The 17,707-nt window shown below is 71.3% G+C and carries 15 protein-coding genes, 1 tRNA gene, 1 pseudogene and 1 riboswitch; of the genes and pseudogenes, 6 read left to right on the top strand and 11 right to left on the bottom strand.

The window, feature by feature from the left end:
* Nucleotides 1-36 precede the first annotated feature (36 nt).
* The gene (locus CG736_RS26915; RefSeq protein ID WP_100588766.1) at nt 37-1,257 is read left to right on the top strand and encodes an acetyl-CoA C-acetyltransferase; all 1,221 of its coding nucleotides are present in this window, start codon (nt 37-39) and stop codon (nt 1,255-1,257) included.
* 289 nt (nt 1,258-1,546) lie between these two features.
* The gene (locus CG736_RS26910; protein WP_100588765.1) at nt 1,547-2,458 is read left to right on the top strand and encodes a hypothetical protein; all 912 of its coding nucleotides are present in this window, start codon (nt 1,547-1,549) and stop codon (nt 2,456-2,458) included.
* A 92-nt stretch (nt 2,459-2,550) separates the two neighbouring features.
* Here CG736_RS26910 and CG736_RS26905 read toward each other — a convergent pair whose 3' ends face one another.
* Nucleotides 2,551-2,892, bottom strand: coding sequence for a hypothetical protein (locus CG736_RS26905; protein ID WP_100588764.1), 342 nt, complete (start codon nt 2,890-2,892; stop codon nt 2,551-2,553).
* A 96-nt stretch (nt 2,893-2,988) separates the two neighbouring features.
* A complete protein-coding gene (locus CG736_RS26900; RefSeq protein ID WP_100588763.1) occupies nt 2,989-3,876 on the bottom strand; it encodes a Bax inhibitor-1/YccA family protein in 888 nt (295 codons plus the stop codon).
* A 172-nt stretch (nt 3,877-4,048) separates the two neighbouring features.
* On the opposite strand from CG736_RS26900, the gene CG736_RS26895 reads away from it, so the two are divergent.
* A complete protein-coding gene (locus CG736_RS26895) occupies nt 4,049-4,576 on the top strand; it encodes a peptidylprolyl isomerase (protein ID WP_100588762.1) in 528 nt (175 codons plus the stop codon).
* Nucleotides 4,577-4,649: 73 nt separating this feature from the next.
* On the opposite strand, the gene CG736_RS26890 is transcribed toward CG736_RS26895, so the two are convergent.
* Nucleotides 4,650-7,208 carry an ABC transporter permease gene (locus CG736_RS26890; protein WP_100588761.1) on the bottom strand — a complete coding sequence of 853 codons (2,559 nt, stop codon included), beginning with the start codon at nt 7,206-7,208 and terminating at the stop codon, nt 4,650-4,652.
* A gap of 46 nt (nt 7,209-7,254) precedes the next feature.
* Nucleotides 7,255-8,028: an ABC transporter ATP-binding protein gene (locus CG736_RS26885; protein ID WP_043915787.1), complete on the bottom strand. Its 774-nt coding sequence runs from the start codon at nt 8,026-8,028 to the stop codon at nt 7,255-7,257.
* Between the two features lie 339 nt (nt 8,029-8,367).
* On the opposite strand from CG736_RS26885, the gene CG736_RS26880 reads away from it, so the two are divergent.
* Both CG736_RS26880 and CG736_RS26875 read left to right on the top strand, forming a co-directional pair.
* Nucleotides 8,368-8,452: transfer RNA gene (locus tag CG736_RS26880), tRNA-Leu, on the top strand.
* A gap of 221 nt (nt 8,453-8,673) precedes the next feature.
* Complete coding sequence (locus tag CG736_RS26875) at nt 8,674-9,102, top strand: hypothetical protein (protein ID WP_043915786.1); 429 nt, start codon at nt 8,674-8,676, stop codon at nt 9,100-9,102.
* Nucleotides 9,103-9,277: 175 nt separating this feature from the next.
* Here the strand turns inward: CG736_RS26875 and CG736_RS26870 are convergent, their stop codons facing one another.
* The 7 genes and pseudogenes from CG736_RS26870 to CG736_RS26840 all read right to left on the bottom strand — a co-directional run bounded on the left by CG736_RS26870 (nt 9,278) and on the right by CG736_RS26840 (nt 17,133).
* Nucleotides 9,278-10,642, bottom strand: a complete 1,365-nt coding sequence (locus CG736_RS26870; protein WP_100588760.1) for an NAD(P)/FAD-dependent oxidoreductase — start codon at nt 10,640-10,642, stop codon at nt 9,278-9,280.
* A 400-nt stretch (nt 10,643-11,042) separates the two neighbouring features.
* Complete coding sequence (locus CG736_RS26865) at nt 11,043-11,978, bottom strand: Ppx/GppA phosphatase family protein (protein WP_100588759.1); 936 nt, start codon at nt 11,976-11,978, stop codon at nt 11,043-11,045.
* A 146-nt stretch (nt 11,979-12,124) separates the two neighbouring features.
* A pseudogene (locus tag CG736_RS26860) lies at nt 12,125-12,631 on the bottom strand (DUF501 domain-containing protein); the annotation flags it as partial.
* Nucleotides 12,632-12,684: 53 nt separating this feature from the next.
* Nucleotides 12,685-13,122: a septum formation initiator family protein gene (locus CG736_RS26855; RefSeq protein WP_232734202.1), complete on the bottom strand. Its 438-nt coding sequence runs from the start codon at nt 13,120-13,122 to the stop codon at nt 12,685-12,687.
* A gap of 104 nt (nt 13,123-13,226) precedes the next feature.
* Complete coding sequence (eno, locus tag CG736_RS26850) at nt 13,227-14,516, bottom strand: phosphopyruvate hydratase (protein ID WP_100588757.1); 1,290 nt, start codon at nt 14,514-14,516, stop codon at nt 13,227-13,229.
* Between the two features lie 225 nt (nt 14,517-14,741).
* On the bottom strand, nt 14,742-15,449 hold the full coding sequence (locus CG736_RS26845) for a transglycosylase family protein (protein ID WP_100588756.1): 708 nt from the start codon (nt 15,447-15,449) through the stop codon (nt 14,742-14,744).
* A 3-nt stretch (nt 15,450-15,452) separates the two neighbouring features.
* A riboswitch (cyclic di-AMP (ydaO/yuaA leader) is annotated at nt 15,453-15,636 on the bottom strand.
* 252 nt (nt 15,637-15,888) lie between these two features.
* The gene (locus CG736_RS26840) at nt 15,889-17,133 is read right to left on the bottom strand and encodes a cytochrome P450 (protein WP_100588755.1); all 1,245 of its coding nucleotides are present in this window, start codon (nt 17,131-17,133) and stop codon (nt 15,889-15,891) included.
* A 154-nt stretch (nt 17,134-17,287) separates the two neighbouring features.
* Here CG736_RS26840 and CG736_RS26835 point away from each other — a divergent pair, with 154 nt between their 5' ends.
* Nucleotides 17,288-17,707: an SDR family NAD(P)-dependent oxidoreductase gene (locus CG736_RS26835; protein WP_157815751.1), complete on the top strand. Its 420-nt coding sequence runs from the start codon at nt 17,288-17,290 to the stop codon at nt 17,705-17,707.

Genomic DNA, 17,707 nt, shown 5'->3' with positions numbered 1-17,707 from the left:
GATCGCGTCCCGAGGTCACTCAGCGAGGAGCCCGCCATGCCCGAAGCCGTCATCGTCAGCGCCGCCCGTTCGCCGATCGGCCGGGCCTTCAAGGGCTCGCTGAAGGACATCCGCCCGGACGACCTGACCGCGCAGATCATCGGCGCCGCGCTGGCCAAGGTCCCGCAGCTGGACCCGCGCACGATCGACGACCTGATGCTGGGCTGCGGCCTGCCGGGCGGCGAGCAGGGCCACAACCTGGCCCGGATCGTCGCCGTGCAGATGGGCATGGACTACCTGCCGGGCGCCACCATCACCCGCTACTGCTCGTCCTCGCTGCAGACCACCCGGATGGCGCTGCACGCGATCAAGGCCGGCGAGGGCGACGTCTTCGTCTCGGCCGGCGTGGAGACCGTCTCCCGGTCGATCAACGGCACCTCGGACGGCATGCCGGGCACCATGAACCCGCTGTTCGCCGACGCCCAGGCCCGCACCGCGCACCGCGCCGAGACCGGCGGCGGGGAGTGGCACGACCCGCGCGAGGACGGCCTGCTGCCGGACGCGTACATCGCGATGGGCCAGACCGCGGAGAACCTGGCGGCACTGAAGGGCATCACCCGGGCCGAGCAGGACGAGTTCGGCGTCCGCTCGCAGAACCTGGCCGAGGCCGCGATCAAGGCGGGCTTCTGGCAGCGCGAGATCACCCCGGTGACGCTGCCGGACGGCACCGTGGTGAGCGCGGACGACGGCCCGCGCGCGGGCGTGACGCTGGAGGGCGTGTCCGGCCTGAAGCCGGTGTTCCGCCCCGACGGCACCGTGACGGCCGGTAACTGCTGCCCGCTGAACGACGGCGCGGCCGCGCTGGTGATCATGTCGGACACCAAGGCGCGCGAGCTCGGCATCACCCCGCTGGCCCGGGTGGTCTCCACCGGCGTCTCGGCGCTGTCGCCGGAGATCATGGGCTACGGCCCGGTGGAGGCGTCCAAGCAGGCGCTGAAGCGGGCCGGCCTGTCGATCGGCGACATCGACCTGGTGGAGATCAACGAGGCGTTCGCGGCGCAGGTCATCCCGTCCTACCGGGACCTGGGCATCGACCTGGACCGGCTGAACGTCAACGGCGGCGCGATCGCGGTGGGCCACCCGTTCGGCATGACCGGCGCCCGGATCACCACCACGCTGATCAACTCGCTGCAGTGGCACGACAAGCAGTTCGGCCTGGAGACCATGTGCGTCGGCGGCGGCCAGGGCATGGCGATGGTCGTCGAGCGACTGAGCTGACCGCGGCGGCGACACCGTGACGGACGTCTCACCCGTCCGGAGTCACCGTCCGTAATTGAGGGCCGGATCACACTCCAGGTGCGATCCGGCCCGATTTTCTGCCTTCCGGGACCGAAATGTCGACGCACCGGATTGGATCAACTCCGCTGCGTGGAGCGGCATTACCCAACAATTTAAGGACAAGTAGGAAAGTCACTGGCAAATCGGACATCCGCCTCTGCAGTAACGGCCGCGAATACGGCAGTGTGGAGCCGTAACCCCGTTCCGCTCCTCGTTGGGAGTACGTTCCGTGAGCGTCGTCTACACCTCCCTGCTGCTGGCCCTGATCGCCCTGACCGCCGCCGTCCTGCTCCACCTCCGCGCCCTGGGGCGGAAGTTGGACGCCGCGCAGCCCACCGCGCAGCCCGCCCCGCAGCTCGACGAGGCGCTGATACGCCGCGCCGTGGCCGAGGCGCTCGCCGCCGACCGGGAGCGGGAGATCACCGAAGCCCGCGCGTTCTGGGCCGAGCAGGAGGCGCGCGCCGCCGAGGACGCGCCGCTGTTCGACACCCCGTTCACGGCCGCCGGCGAGGACTGGCCGATCTTCTTCCCGCGCCCGACCGGTCCGCAGGAGGCCGCCGACAACCACGGCGTGATGGACCCGGAGTTCGGCGAGGCGCTGCGGAACGCGCTGGAGGACCTGGTCAAGGACGGCCCGGCGGACGGCGGTTCGGCGGACGGCGGCCTGCGGGGCGGCGGCTTCCCGGCGCCCGGCGACAACAGTGACGTGAAGGCCCGCCGGGAGGCCGACCTGCTGGCCACCGGTCTGGAGGCCGGACTGCTGGACGCCGAGAGCGAGCCCGCGGCCGCGCCCGACCCGCGCCGGCACCCCTCGCACCCGGACTTCGTGCCCAGCCCGACCCCGTCCCGCGAGTGGACCGACGACCGGCTCGCCGCGCTCGCCGAGGAGCGGATCGCCCTCACCGACGTCCGCCCGGGCCCGCTCGGCACGCTGGACGTGTACGCGTTCGCCGACGGCACCACGCTGTGCGTGGCCCCCGGCGACCGGGAGGCGGCGTACCGGCTGATCGACGCCGTCCGGGCCGGCGAGGACGTCCGACTGCTCGGCGGCTCGCGGTTCTCCGGGTCGTACTCGCTGACCTTCTCCACCGACGGCGACACCGTGTACGTGCTGGCCGACCGGGTGGTCGCCTCGATCTGAACCGCGCCCGGAGGGGCGTCGGTCCGCACGGCAAGGGGTTGCCCGGGCGGACCGGCGCCCCTTCGGCGTCCCCCGGGCGGGCGGTCGGGCGGTCAGGCGGTCAGCCGGTCGGTGTCCGCGACGTCGTCGAGCGCGGCGGCCAGCGCGGCGGGGCGGTCGGCGGCCGCGGCGGCCAGGTCGTGGCCGGTGACGGCGAGTTGGTCGCCGACGGCGAACGCCCCGCAGTCGGGGACGGGCAGCGGCGGCAGGCCCTCCAGCGTGCGGGCGGCGTCGGCCAGCCGGCCGGCCAGCGCGAGCACCGCGGCGGCCCGCGAGGGGTGGCCGGGGACGGCGCCCAGCAGGCGGCTCTGCGGCATGGCCCGGAAGCGGTCGGCCAGCCGGTCCACGGCGGCGGTCAACTGGGCGGGGGCGGCGGGGTGGTGCTCGTCGGACATGGCCCCGAGGGTAGCCAAGCCGGGGCCGGAGCGGACGCGGCGGGCCCCGGAGGAGTGCTCCTCCGGGGCCCGCCGCGAGTTGTCCGAGCGCTGCGATCAGTCGTCGCCGCGCAGGATGGCGATCAGGCGCAGCATCTCCAGGTAGATCCACACCAGCGACAGCGTCAGGCCGAAGGCGGCCCGCCAGGACTCGCGCTCGGGGGCGCCGTACCGGATGCCTTCCTCGATCTCGTTGAAGTCGAGGGTCAGGAAGAACGCGCCGAGGGCGATGCCGACCACGCCGACCACGATGCCGAGCGGACCGGAGCGGAACCCGAAGTCCGCGCCGAACATGGTGGCGACCAGGTTGACGAGCATCAGGATCACGAAGCCCATCGCGATCGAGACGCCGATCCGGGTGTACCGGGGGGTGACCCGGATCTTCCCGCTCTTGTAGGCGATCAGCACTGCCGCGAACACCGCGGCGGTGCCCAGCACGGCCTGGACGGCGATGCCCTGCAACAGGGTGTTGAGGGCCTTGCTGAGCGCGCCGAGGAAGAAGCCCTCCAGGGCGGCGTAGGCCAGGATCAGCGCCGGGTTGACGCTGCGCTTGAAGCTGACCACCAGGCCGATGATCATCGCGGCGAACGCGGCGACACCGGCGATCGCGTACTTCTCGACCGGGACCACGAACCAGGCCACCGCGCCGGCGAGGACCAGCGTGAGCAGCGTCATCGCGGTGCGGGCGACCACGTCGTCCAGCGTCATCCGGCCGGTCTGGGCCGGGCCCGCGGCGGGGGCGCCGTACATCTCGGCGAGCTGCTGGTCGGTCAGCGACTGACCGCCGGGCCGGCCGTAGGCGTTGTCGGCGTACGGGTTGTTGGCGTACGGGTTGTTGCCGTACCCCGGGGCCTGCTGCCCGGCCGGCTGCGCGCCGAACCCCGCGTACTGGTTGTCGCGGGTGAAGGACCCCTCCCGCGAGAAGACCGGGTTTCTGCTTCTCATCACATTCCTTCCGGGGCGGCACAGCACCACCCATACAGAGCACAAGAGTAATGGTTTGGCAAAGTATTCCGCGTCAGCCGTGAGAAGGATCCCGTGTCGCCTGCGCGCGGACCCCTTGAGGGGGCAGGGTGGGGGACGCAACTGACACACGACCAGAAAGGCGGCCCCCCGGATGGCCGAGGAGCTGTACGCCACCCTGAAGACCAACAAGGGCGACATCGTGATCCGGCTGCTGCCGAACCACGCCCCCAAGACGGTCAAGAACTTCGTGGAGCTGGCGACCGGCGAGCGCCAGTGGATCGACCCGAACACCGGGCAGCCCAGCAACGCTCCGCTGTACGACGGCACGGTGTTCCACCGGGTCATCGAAGGCTTCATGATCCAGGGCGGCGACCCGCTGGGCAACGGCACCGGCGGCCCGGGCTACAAGTTCGCCGACGAGTTCCACCCCGACCTGGCGTTCACCAAGCCGTACCTGCTGGCGATGGCCAACGCGGGCCCGGGCACCAACGGTTCGCAGTTCTTCGTCACGGTCGGCGCGACCACCTGGCTGACCGGCAAGCACACCATCTTCGGCGAGGTCGCGGACGAGGCGAGCCAGAAGGTGGTGGACGCGATCGCCACCACCGACACCAACCCGCGCAACGACCGTCCGGTGCAGGACGTGGTGATCGAGAAGGTCGTGATCGAGACCCGCTGACCCGGGCCCGCACGGACAGCGCCGCCCGCTCCCGGTCTCCCGGGGGCGGGCGGCGCTTTCGTTCAACCGGCCGTCAGTCGGTCTTGATGCTGCTGAGGATGTCCATCCGGGAGGCCCGGCGGGCCGGCCAGAGGGCGGCGATGATGCCGACCAGCCCGGCCAGCAGGAGGAAGAGCGCCACGCTGCCGTACGGGACCGCGGTGGTCAGCCCGTTCAGGTCGGCGGCGAGCACCCGGGTGGCCGCCCAGGCCAGGAAGCAGCCGAGCCCCACGCCGATCAGGGCGCCGAACAGCGAGATCACCACGGACTCGATGCGGACCATCCGCTTGATGCCGCGCCGGTCCAGGCCGATCGCCCGCAGCATGCCGATCTCGCGCTTGCGCTCGAACACCGACATGGCCAGCGTGTTGATCACACCGAGGACCGCGACCAGCACCGCCATGCCGAGCAGGCCGTACATGATGTTCAGCATCGTCGTGATGATCCGGCTGAACTCGTCGACCTTGTCCTTCTCGGTGAGCACCTGGATCACCGGGTTGCTGCCGGTGGCCTCCTTGACGGCCTGCTTGAGCGCGGGGGTCGCGCCGTCCTTGCCCTTGACCAGGATCTCGGTGATGAAGGAGTCGGAGTCGTACTGGTCGATCAGCGTGTTGGACGCGATGACCGGCGACAGGGCGTCGTTGCGTTCGAACACGCCGCCGACGGTGAGGTCGACCGTCTTGTCGCCGTCCACCTCGAGCTTGAGGGTGGAGCCCTGGTGGAGCTGGTGCTTCCCGGCGAACTCGTCGTTGACCAGCAGCTGGCCCTGCTTGAGCGCACCGGTCGAGCCGGACGTCATGTCGACCTTCACCAGCTGGTCGAAGGCGGCGGCGTCGAAGCCCTGGACGGCCTTGCGGTCCCCGTCCATCGTCCACATCACGTTGCCGACCGGGCTGGCCGCGGTCACCCCGTTCGCCTTGGCGATCACCGGCGCGAGCTCGCGCGCCACCTCGTCGTGGTTGGCCATCGAGACCGTGTAGTCGGCCTTCATCGAGCCGGCGACGAGCCGGGTGACGGTGCTGGTGACCGAGTTGCCGATCACCGTCACGGCGGTGACCAGGGTCAGGCCGATGGTCAGCGCGGCCGCGGTGCTGGCGGTGCGGCGCGGGTTGCGGACCGCGTTGCGGCGGGCCAGCTTGCCGGGGGTGCCGAACACCTTGCCCAGCAGCGGGCCGACCAGGGCGACCACCGGCCGGGACAGCAGCGGCAGCAGGACGAACACGCCGATCAGGGTGAGCGGGGCGCCGAGCTCCAGGTAGGTCCGACCGCCACTGCCCTTGCTGAACGCGCCGAGCAGGATCAGGGCGATGCCGCCGCCGGCCAGCAGCGCGCCGATCGAGTTGCGGACCACCAGGCCGCGCTGGGTGCTGGGCAGGTCGCCGCTGCTCATCGCCGCCACCGGGGGGATCCGGGAGGCGCGGATCGCCGGGATCAGCGCGGAGAGCACGGTGACCACGATGCCGGTCACCAGGGTGCCGATCACGGTGGCCGGGGCGATCACCAGCGAACCGGTGGGCATGCCGTCGTTCATGCTGGACAGCAGGGACTGCATGCCGGCGCCGATGCCGATGCCGAGGAGCAGGCCGGACACGGAGGCGATCACGCCGATCAGCAGCGCCTCGACCAGCACCGAGTTGGTGACCTGGCGACGGCTGGCGCCGACCGCGCGCAGCAGCGCCAGCTCCTTCAGGCGCTGCGCGATCAGCATGGTGAAGGTGTTGACGATGATGAAGATGCCGACGAACAGCGAGATGCCGGCGAACACCAGGAGCATGCTCTTCATGCCGGTGACCGACCGGGTCACCATCTTGGACTGCTCGTCCTTGAGCTGCTGGCCGGTCTCCAGGTCGAAGACGTCGCCGGGCAGCTTGGCCTTGGCCGCGTCCAGCAGCGCGCTCTCCGCGACGCCGGACTTGGCGGTCAGCGCGATCGAGCTGTAGTGGCCGGCCTCCAGCAGGCGCTGCTGGGCGGTGGCGGTGTCCATCAGCACCAGGGTGCCGCCGGAGGTGACCTGCGGGTCGTCGGAGGTGAACACGCCGGTGAGCGTGGTGTCCTCGGCGGCGCCGTTGCCGGCCACCCGGACCTTGTCGCCGACCTGGTAGCCGGCCTTGTCGGCGGCCTGCTTGTTGAGCGCGATCTCGCCGGTCGCCTTCGGGCCGCGGCCCTGCACCATCTGGTAGCGGGAGTCCTGGCCGGAGGCGTCCGGGGCGAAGTTGGAGCCCTGGGCGCCCCAGGCCTCGCCGATCAGGTTGCCCTTCTTGTCGGCGACAGCGGTGAAGCCGGTGACCACGCCGCGGGCCCGCTCGACGCCCGGCAGGGCGGCGAGGTCCTTCACGGTGGCGTCGGTCAGCGCCTCGCGCTTCTTCTCGCCGGCCGCCTTCGGGCCGTTCTCGGCGCTGCGGGACCACTTGTCGGAGACCAGCACCGAGACGTCGGAGTAGCTCTTGGAGTAGCTGGCGCGGACGGCCTGGCCCATGGTGTCCGAGAACACCAGGGTGCCGGCGACGAAGGCGGTGCCCAGCATGACGGCGAGTGCCGTCATCAGCAGTCGGCCCTTGTGGGCCAGCACGTTGCGCAGTGCGGTGCGATACATGGGGTCAGTCCTGGGGTGGTGTGGTCGGTCGGCTGCTGAGGGTCCGTCAGCTGGTGCGGCCCTTGGCGTCGAAACGACGCATCCGGTCGAGGACGGAGTCGGCGGTGGGGTTGGTCAGCTCGTCGACGATCCGGCCGTCGGCGAGGAACACCACGCGGTCCGCGTAGGAGGCGGCCACCGGGTCGTGGGTGACCATCACCACGGTCTGGCCGAGTTCGCGCACCGAGTTGCGCAGGAAGGACAGGATCTCGGCGCCGGAGCGGGAGTCCAGGTTGCCGGTGGGCTCGTCGGCGAAGATGATCTCCGGCTTGGAGGCCAGCGCGCGGGCACAGGCCACGCGCTGCTGCTGGCCGCCGGACAGCTGCGCCGGGCGGTGCGAGAGCCGGCCGGACAGGCCGACGGTCTCCACCACGCGGTCCAGCCAGGCCTTGTCGACCTTGCGGCCGGCGATGTCCATCGGCAGCGTGATGTTCTCCAGCGCGGTCAGCGTCGGCAGCAGGTTGAACGCCTGGAAGACGAAGCCGATCTTGTCGCGGCGCAGCTTGGTCAGCTGCTTGTCCTTCAGGCCGACCAGTTCGGTCTCGCCGATGGTCGCCGAGCCGGAGCTGACCGTGTCCAGGCCCGCCATGCAGTGCATCAGGGTGGACTTGCCGGAACCGGACGGGCCCATGATCGCGGTGAACTCGCCCTGGCCGAAGGAGACCGAGACGTTGTCGAGCGCGACGACGCGGGTGTCGCCTTCGCCGTAGACCTTGTTGAGACCGGTGGCGCGGGCCGCCGCCAGACCGGTGTGGGCTGCGTACGCGGTCGAGGTGCTCACGAAGGGGACTCCTGTCCGGGAGATGCTGGTTCGTCACTGGAGGGCGGCCCGCACGTACCGGCGACCGCTATCCCATCCTCTCCTTCGTGATCATGGAAATTCGTCGCTCCGTCGAACGGTTGCCGCCCCGCCCGCAGGCGTACGACCGCCGCCGGGCCCTCCTCCTCCGGTATGACTCAATCCCCGAGAGCGGCGGGTGGCCGAGAACCACCGAAGGGTGGCCGAAATGACAGACGCTTCGTCAGATGGCATGGAAGCATGACAACTTCCGTCCCTGGAAATATGCGAAACCGTCGTCCGGCCGACTAGGCTCAGTAATCGAGCTCAATGCGCTCCCAGGCCCAGATGGTGGAACGCAGACACGGGCAGCTTAAAACTGCTTGGCCGGAAGGCCGTGCCGGTTCGAGTCCGGCTCTGGGCACCAGTCTGCATATATGCCGTGACCTGCGGTGATGGGCCGACTACCGGCCGGCCGACCCGCTCGGCACCCCGAGCGGCGTGACGCACCGTCACTTAGGCGGCCGTTCCCTCGCTTTGCGTAGCCCCGGAGCGCACCCGCGCGAGGCGCCTCCGCGCCCTGCGAATGAACACTTCGTTCACAACAGAGGGTTGACGTCGTCCCGTTCACCGCCGCATGCTGCTGCCATGACCGACACCGACCCGTTCGCTCCCCCGCACCCCGAGACCGCGCGCACCGAGCGCGTCTGGACCTCGCTGTTCCGGATCGCCGAGCGGCACGCCGCCACCGACGAACAGCGCCGCCGCCAGACCAACCCGGCGATGCTCGCCCCGCACGAGGCGGTCCGGCTGGTCGCCTTCCTGCTCAGCGGCGCCGCCCTCGCCGAGGACGGCGAACCGGAGGTGGACCGCGCCGACGTGACGGCCGCCCTCACCCTGCTCCCCCTGGTCCGGGCCGAACTCGACGAGCTGGAGGCCGGGTTGCTCACCATGGCCCGCGGCCGCGGGATGACCTGGCAGGAGATCGCGTTCGGCCTCGGCCTCGGCACCCCGCAGGCCGCCCGCCAGCGCCACGAACGCCTGAGCGACCGCACCGCACCCGCCGACCAGGCCTGACGGCGGCCCGGAGAAGCCCGAAGGCCCCCACCCGGCGGGGGTGGGGGCCTTGGTCAACCGATTGCTGTACTCCGCCCGGCAGCAAGGCCGGCTGAGCACCACGGAGGACGTGGTCCGGCGGCGTTGCCGGGCGGAGGGCCTCCGACTCGTAACCCGAACTGGCGGGTCTGGTCGCCTACTTGCTAGAGGCGAGTTCCTTCTTCGGCTCGGCCGCGGCGGCCGGCTTCGGCGGAGCGGTCGCCTCCTGGAAGGCGTCGAACGGCTTCTCCATCTCGGAGAGGCCGACGGTCTCGCGCTTGAGGAACATCGCCAGAGTCCAGTCGGTGAAGACCCGGATCTTGCGGTTCATGGTGGGGACCATCGCACCGTGGTAGGCGCGGTGGAAGTACCAGGCGAGGCGGCCCTTGAGCTTGACCTTGCCGAACAGGATCGCCACACCCTTGTGCAGGCCGAGGCCGGCCACCGCACCGAGGTTCTTGTGCTTGTACTCGGCCTGCGGGAAGCCGCGCATGCCGGCCACCACGTTGTCGCCGAGGACGGCGGCCTGACGGACCGCGTGCTGCGCGTTCGGCGGGCACCAGGCGCCCTCACCGGCGGCCAGGTCGGGGACCTGGGCGTTGTCGCCGGCCGCCCACACGTAGTCGAAGCCCTGGACCTGCAGGGTCGGCTTGGTGTCGACGTGGCCGCGCGGGCCGAGCGGCAGACCGAAGCGGTTGACGATCGGGTTCGGCTTCACGCCGGCGGTCCACACGATGGTGGAGGCGTCGAACTCCATGCCGTTCTTCAGCACCACGTGCTGGTCGACGCAGGAGTCCATCGAGGTCTCGATGTAGACCTCGATGTTGCGCTCCTCCAGGCGGCCCTTGGTCCACAGACCCAGGTCGGGGCCCATCTCGGGGAGGATGCGGTTGGCCGCCTCCACCACGACGAAGCGCATGTCGTCACGGCTGACGGTCTTGTAGATCTTGGCGGCGTCGCGCGCCATGTCCTCGATCTCGGCGACCGTCTCGATGCCGGCGAAGCCGCCGCCGATGACGACGAAGGTCAGCGCCTTGCGGCGGACGTCCTCGTCGGTGGTCGACTCGGCCTTGTCCAGCTGCGCCATGACGTGGTTGCGGAGGCTGATCGCCTCTTCCACCGTCTTCATGCCGATGCCGTGCTCCGCCAGGCCCGGGATCGGGAAGGTGCGGGAGACCGAGCCGGTCGCCACGACCAGGTACTCGAAGGGCAGTTCGTAGGACTCGCCGGCCGCGGGCTGGATGGTGGCGACCTTGCGGGCGTGGTCCACCTCGGTCACGTGACCGGTGAGCACCTCCGCCTTCTTCAGGGCGCTGCGCAGGGGCGCGACGAGGTTGCGGGGGGCGACGTTGCCGCCGGCCGCCTCCGGGAGGAAGGGCAGGTACGTCATGTACGACCGCGGGTCGACGACCGTGACGGTCGCTTCGCCGTAGCGCATCTTCTTGAGGATGCGCATCGCGGCATACAGGCCGACGTAACCACCGCCGACAATGAGGATGCGAGGACGCTCCGTGGTGCTCATATCCGAAAGTATCCACCCCCGCCTGATGGGCCGTTCGTGAGGCCCATCACAAGCTTCTGGACACCGGCTGCTACACTGCGCGCCCACACTTTCGGCCCGTCGGCTCCCGCCGGCCCCCGCCGGCCGCCCGCCGCGACCGGCGCGGCACCCAGTGCCTCGCTGAGCAGCAACGATCCTTGCGCCGCACGGGTTCCCGGGTGCACTTTCGATTTCTTCGGCGTGAACGACGGGTGGCCTGCGATCCCATGAACCACCCGCCCCGGGCGCCTTCGGTCCCACATATCGGACGAACCGATCACCGCGCTGGGCCGAAAGGCCCGATCGCCATGTGAAGAAATTCACGAAGCTCGTTGCCGCGACACGCCGGGAGGCCCGCTCGGGGCCTCCCGGCGCGCCCGGGTCAGGCGATCGACCAGGCGATGCCGTCGAGGATGTCGTGCTCGGAGACCAGCAGTTCGGTGGCGCCGGTGCGCTCCATGATCTCCAGCAGGACCAGGGCTCCGGCCGCGATCACGTCGACCCGGCCGGGGTGCATCACGGGGACGGCGGCCCGCTCGGCGTGCGAGGAGTGCAGCAGCCACTCGGCGGTCTCCCGCACCTGCTGCACGGTCAGCACCGCGTGGTGGATCCGCTCGGAGTCGTAGCCGGGCAGCTCCAGGGCGATCCCGGCGACCGTGGTGACGGTGCCGGCCAGACCGACCAGGGTGGCGTCCCCGGTCAGCGGGACGCTCTCCGCGACGGCGTCCAGCGCGGCCCGGATGTCGGCCCGGGCGGCGGCGATCTGCTCCTCGGTGGGGTGCCCGCCCGCGAAGTGGCGCTCCGTCATCCGCACGCAGCCGATGTCCATCGAGTGCGCGGCCCGCACGTCCTGCTCGCCGAGCACGAACTCGGTGGAGCCGCCGCCCAGGTCGAACACCAGGTACGGCGGGCGGTGCGGGCCGCCGAGCAGCTCGCGGGTGGCGCCGGTGAAGGAGAGCCGGGCCTCCTCCTCGCCGCTGACCACGCTCGGGGTGATGCCGAGGATCTCCTTGACGCCCGCGGTGAACTCGGCGGCGTTCTCGGCGTCCCGGGAGGCCGAGGTGGCGACCATCCGGATCCGCTCCGGGCCGACCCCGTGCGCGGCGATGACCTCCGCGTACTCGCGGCAGGCCGCGAAGGTGCGGTCCAGCGCCTCGGGGTGCAGCCGGCCGGTCCGGTCGACGCCCTGGCCGAGCCGGACGATCAGCATCCGCCGGTCCAGGTCGACGATCTCCCCGGTCTCCGGGTCCAGGTCGGCGATCAGCAGGCGGATCGAGTTGGTGCCGCAGTCGATCGCGGCGACCCGGGTGCTGCTCACGACTCGTCACCCTCCACGGTGTCCTCGGCGTCCCCGGCGGCCTTGCGGGCGGCGGCCCGCTCGGCGGTCAGCGCCTCCTTGGCGGCGATCACCGCGGCGTGGTCCTCGGCCTTGGCGCGGTTGCGGACGACCCGCTCACCGGCGGCCTCGACCTCGGCGGGGCTGACGCACGGGCCCTTGGCCCACCAGTCCTCCAGCATGCCGATCGCCTCGTCGCCGAGCGGGTTGACGCCCTCGCCGGCCGCCAGCGAGTGGCCGACCAGCACGTGCAGGCACTTGACCCGGTCGGGCATGCCGCCGGCGCTGGGGAAGCCCTCCAGCACCTCGATGGCGTCCCGGCGGGCGATGTAGTCCTCGTGCGCGGCCCGGTAGGCGGCGGCGAGTTCCGGGTCCTCGGCGAGCCGGGCGCTCTGCTCCTTCATCACGCCCTCCGCCTCCAGGGTGCCGATCAGCGAGGCGGCCTTGGGGCAGGTCAGGTAGTAGAGCGTCGGGAACGGCGTGCCGTCGGGCAGCCGGGGCGCGGTCTCCACCACGTCCGGGTTGCCGCACGGGCAGCGGTGGGCGACGGCGCGCAGCCCGCGCGGCACCCGGCCGAGCTGGGCGGCGATGGCCGCGACGTCGTGGTCGGAAACAGGAGGGTTCTGGTTGCTCATCAGCAGTCTGTTCGTCGGATGGGGGCGGGTGGGGTGACGTGGCGTCAGGGCCGTCAGGGGACGGCGGGCGGTGCGGCGAGTGCGGTGTCGGCGGCGTCCACCGAGTCCCAGAAGGAGGAGTACCAGGGGCGGGCGGCCTTCGGGTGTCCGGTGGCGTCCGAGGCGGACTGCTTGTCGCCCGGCGCGGGCGGCGGGGCGACCGAGACGAACGGGGTCTCGCCCGGCAGCGCGTAGTGCAGCCGTTCCCGGGCCTGTGCCTTGACGTACTCCGGGTCCTGCCAGCGGGCCCTGGCCCGGCGCAGCTCGTCGACCTGCTGGCGGGCGTGTTCGGCCTTGGCCCGCTGATCGGCGATCTCACCCCGCTGGGCGATGTACTGCCGGGCGGGGTAGGCGAGTATCGCCACCAGTGAGCACAGCACGAGCACCAGCACGGTGGCCCGACTGGTGAAGCGCGGGCGCGCCGCCAGTCCGGGGATCCTCCACTTGGCCATCTGGTCGCCCCTCCTGCGCATGCCGGTGCCCCGGCCCACCCTACGCGGTGGGGGCCGGGGCACCGGTCACATCGAGCTCAGTGGCGGATCAGCCCTTGCTGTGCTCACTTGTCCGCAGGGCGGAAGCGCGGGAACGCGCCGCGGCCCGCGTACTCCGCGGCGTCGTCGAGGATCTCCTCGATGCGCAGCAGCTGGTTGTACTTGGCGACGCGCTCGGAGCGGGCCGGGGCGCCGGTCTTGATCTGGCCGCAGTTGGTGGCGACGGCGAGGTCGGCGATGGTGACGTCCTCGGTCTCGCCGGAGCGGTGCGACATCATGCAGCGGTAGCCGTTGCGCTGGGCCAGCTCGACGGCGTCCAGGGTCTCGGTGAGCGAGCCGATCTGGTTGACCTTCACCAGCAGCGCGTTGGCGGTGCCGGTCTCGATGCCCCGGCGCAGGCGCTCCGGGTTGGTGACGAACAGGTCGTCGCCGACCAGCTGGACCTTGTCGCCCAGCTTGTCGGTGATGGCCTTCCAGCCGTCCCAGTCGGACTCGTCCAGCGGGTCCTCGATGGAGACCAGCGGGTAGGCGGCGACCAGCTCGGCGTAGTACTCGACCAGCTCGGCGGCCGACAGGGCCTTGCCCTCGAACTGGTAGGCGCCGTCCTTGTAGAACTCGGAGGCGGCGACGTCCAGGGCGAGCGCGACGTCCTTGCCCGGGGTGTAGCCGGCCTTCTTGATGGCCTCGGTGATCAGGTCGAGGGCCTCGCGGTTGGAGTCCAGGTTCGGGGCGAAGCCGCCCTCGTCGCCCAGGCCGGTGGAGAGCCCGCGCTCCTTCAGCACGCCCTTGAGGGTGTGGTAGACCTCGACACCCCAGCGGACGGCCTCGGAGAAGGACTCCGCGCCGATCGGGGCGATCATGAACTCCTGGATGTCGACGTTGGAGTCCGCGTGCGAGCCGCCGTTGAGGATGTTCATCATCGGGACCGGCAGCACGTGGGCGTTCGGGCCGCCCAGGTAGCGGAACAGCGGCAGGTCGCTGGCCTCGGACGCGGCGTGCGCGACGGCGAGCGAGACGCCGAGGATGGCGTTGGCGCCGAGCGAGGACTTGTCCGGGGTGGCGTCCAGGTCGAGCATGGCCTGGTCGATCAGGCGCTGCTCGGTGGCGTCGTAGCCGACCAGCTCTGGGCCGATCTGCTCGATGACGGCGAGGACGGCCTTCTCGACGCCCTTGCCGAAGTAGCGGTTCTTGTCGCCGTCGCGGAGCTCCAGCGCCTCGAAGGCGCCGGTGGAGGCGCCCGACGGGACAGCCGCGCGACCGGTGCTGCCGTCGTCGAGACCGACCTCGACCTCGACCGTGGGGTTGCCGCGGGAGTCGAGGATCTCACGGGCTACGACGACATCAATGGACGGCACGAGGCATCTCCTAGCGGAAGCGGATGTGTGGTCGTTACGCCCAGAGCCTAGCCGCAGACATGCCTGCGGCCACGCCCGGCCGGGCCCCGTCTCACCGTGTGGCCCGGCTACTCACTGGTAGTTCACCTGTTTGCCCGCCACCGGGCCGTTCCGGACGGCGCGAACTGCTCGGCGCGCGCCCGGAACGGACGGAGCGTCAGCCCGGCCGGCCGACGCTCCGCGGCGTCACATCGAGAGGACCTGCCCGGGGACGATCAGGTCGGGGTTGCCGCCGATCACGTCGCGGTTCGCCTGGAACAGCTGCTCCCAGCCGCCGGACAGGTTCCGCGCGACGGCGATGCCGGACAGCGTGTCACCGCTCTGCACGGTGTACTTCCCGGCGGCCTGCGAGGTGGTGGCCGGCTTCGGGGACTTGTAGCCCTGCTGCGGCTGCTGCGCCTTCGGGGTCTGCTGCTGGGACTTCGGCGTCTTGGTCGTCTTGGTCGACTGCTGCTGCTGCGGCGTGGCCGGGCGCTGCTGCGAGCGGGAGGCGGTGTCCTGGGAGCTGCTGCTGCCGCCCTTGGTCAGGCCGGCCTTGCCCGAGCAGACCGGCCAGGCGCCGGGGCCCTGGGAGGCGAGCACCCGCTCGGCCACCGCGATCTGCTGGGAGCGGGAGGCCTGGTCGGCGCGGGACGCGTACTCGCTGCCGCCGTAGGCGCGCCAGGTGGAGGAGGAGAACTGCAGGCCGCCGTAGTACCCGTTGCCGGTGTTGATGGCCCAGTTGCCGCCGCTCTCGCACTGGGCGACGCGGTCCCAGGTGTCGGCGGGCGCGGCGGCCGCTCCGGTGGCGGACAGCAGGGGCAGGGCCAGGCCCACGGACGCCACGCCTGCGGCGGCGACGACCTTCTCGGCCTTGGTACTACGGCGGTGACGGCCGGAACCGGTGAACAGCATGGGACTTCCTCTCCGCACGCCTGCGAGGTGAGCTGTCGGGTTCGGACCGGGAGGCTGGCCCGGCCGCCGGGGAGCGGGGACGCGACTGCGTCCGCTCCCGGGCGGCTTCACCCCAAGCCGTCGGAACTGCTACGGCGTTCACACCTGGGTCCCCCGCTCCTGTCCGAATTCCTGGTCGGTGTCCCGAGGGCGCGGTGGACAGGACTCGGCGTGCCGCGTTCGGGGCCCACGGCTGCGGGCAGATCGGAGAGTAAGCAGAGCTGATGAGCAATCACAAGCTCATATCACCGGTATCACGCCGAAATTACGGACCTTCACATCTCGTGCACAAACCGTCCATGTATGTCCGCATTCGCCCCTCCAGGGGCGCACCGCGCGCCCCCGGCACGGCAGTTGGCCATCCCGCGCGGGAGCAGGTCGGCCGCGGTCGAAACCGGGGTCAGCGGGGCGTGAAGGAGACCGGGAGCTCCCGCAGCCCGCGCATGATCAGCCCGCCCCGCCAACGGAGTTCGGCCGGATCGGCGGCGAGCTGGAGGTCCGGCAGCCGTGTCAGCAGTGTGCCTATCGCGCGCTGCCCTTCGAGCCGGGCGAGCGGCGCGCCGATGCAGTAGTGGATCCCGTGCCCGAAACCGAGGTGCGGATTGTCCGTCCGGGCCAGGTCCAGGGTGTTCTCGTCGGAGAACCGGGCCGGGTCGCGGTCCGCCGCGGCCAGCACCACCAGCACCGGATCGCCCACCGGGACGTCCACCCCGCCGATGGCCAGCGGCCGGGTGGCGAACCGCCAGGTCGCCAGCTCCACCGGGCCGTCGTAGCGCAGCAGTTCCTCGATGCCGGTCTCCAGCAGGCCCGACTCGCCGCGGGCCAGCGAGTCCTGGAGCAGGGTGCGCTGGCTGGGGTTGCAAAGCAGGGCGAAAAGTCCGTTTCCGACCAGATTGATGGTGGTTTCGAACCCCGCGAAGAGCAGAATGAAGGCCATCGCTGCGGCCTCGTTCTCGGTCAGGTGCTCGCCGTGGTCACCGGCCCGGATCAGGCCGGAGATCAGGTCGTCGCCGAGGTCGGCCCGCTTGCGGTGGATCAGGTCGGCCAGGTAGCCGCGGATCTGCTTGACCGCGCGGCCCACTCCCCCGCGCTTGCCGCCCGTGTGTCGGATCATCATGCCGGCCCAGTCGCGCAGGTCGTCCTGGTCCTCGGCGGGGACGCCCAGCAGGTCGCAGATCGCGTAGATCGGCAGCGGGAAGGCGAACTCGTGGATCAGGTCGGCCTCGCCGCGCTCCGCGAAGGAGTCGATCAGCCGGTCGGTGAGCTGCTGCACCCGCGGTTCGAACTCGGCGACCCGGCGCGGCGTGAACGCCTTCGACACCAGGCGGCGCAGCCGGGTGTGGTCCGGCGGGTCGATGTTCAGCAGGTGGGTCATCAGGTCGGCCTGCCGCTCGCCCGGGATGCCCACCCGGCCGGTGCGGTGCGCCTGCTCGCTGTGGTGCGCCGGGTTCTTGGAGAGCCGGGAGTCGGCCAGCGCCTGCCGGGCGTCCGCGTACCGGGTGACCAGCCACGCCTCCACTCCGCTGGGCAGGGTGGTGCGGTGCACCGGGGAGTGCTCCCGCAGCCAGGCGTACGCCGGATAGGGGTCGGCCGCGAACTCCCAGGTGAAGAGTTGCGGGTGGGCGGCGTGGGGCTGATCTGGCATGTCTTGACCGTATCTGGAACCGCCGTCGCGTGAGTCTGGTCACCTGGCGGGTAATCCCTGTTGCGGAGCGTCGGGGCGAGCCTACGATCCTCCGATGAAGCACAGTGGGCGGCGTGCGGACCGCCCCGGTTTCGCTCTGAAAGGGGAGCAGGCCATGCGAGTAGCCGGTGCAGTGGTCGTCATCGCGGTGCTCGACGGGGGCGAGGGGGGCGACCTGGCCCGCCGGTTCTCCGCCGCCGGAGCCGCCGGCCTGCTCATCGCCGATCTCCGCCCCGGCGTCGCGGAGGACCTGGCGGCCGAACTCGACCGTCCCGGCTGCCCCGTGGTCGGGGTCTCCGGTGACGTCCACCACCCCGCCGACATCGCCGCGCTGGTCGACACCGCCGCCAAGCACCTCGGGCCGATCGACCTGTTCGCCGTCGCCGGCCCGGACGGCGAGCGGGTCGTCCAGCTGGTCGAGCTGCCCGGCCACCTCGCCCCGCTGGCCGAGGTGCTGGCCCTGGTCGGCGAGGCGATCGGCGAGGTCGTCCCGGCGCAGCGCCGCCCGGTCACGGACGTCCCGCTGGCCGGCTGA

It is taken from the genome of Kitasatospora sp. CB02891, assembly GCF_002803145.1.
GTDB lineage: Bacteria > Actinomycetota > Actinomycetes > Streptomycetales > Streptomycetaceae > Kitasatospora > Kitasatospora griseola.
This window is presented reverse-complemented; position numbering and strand designations above follow the sequence as displayed.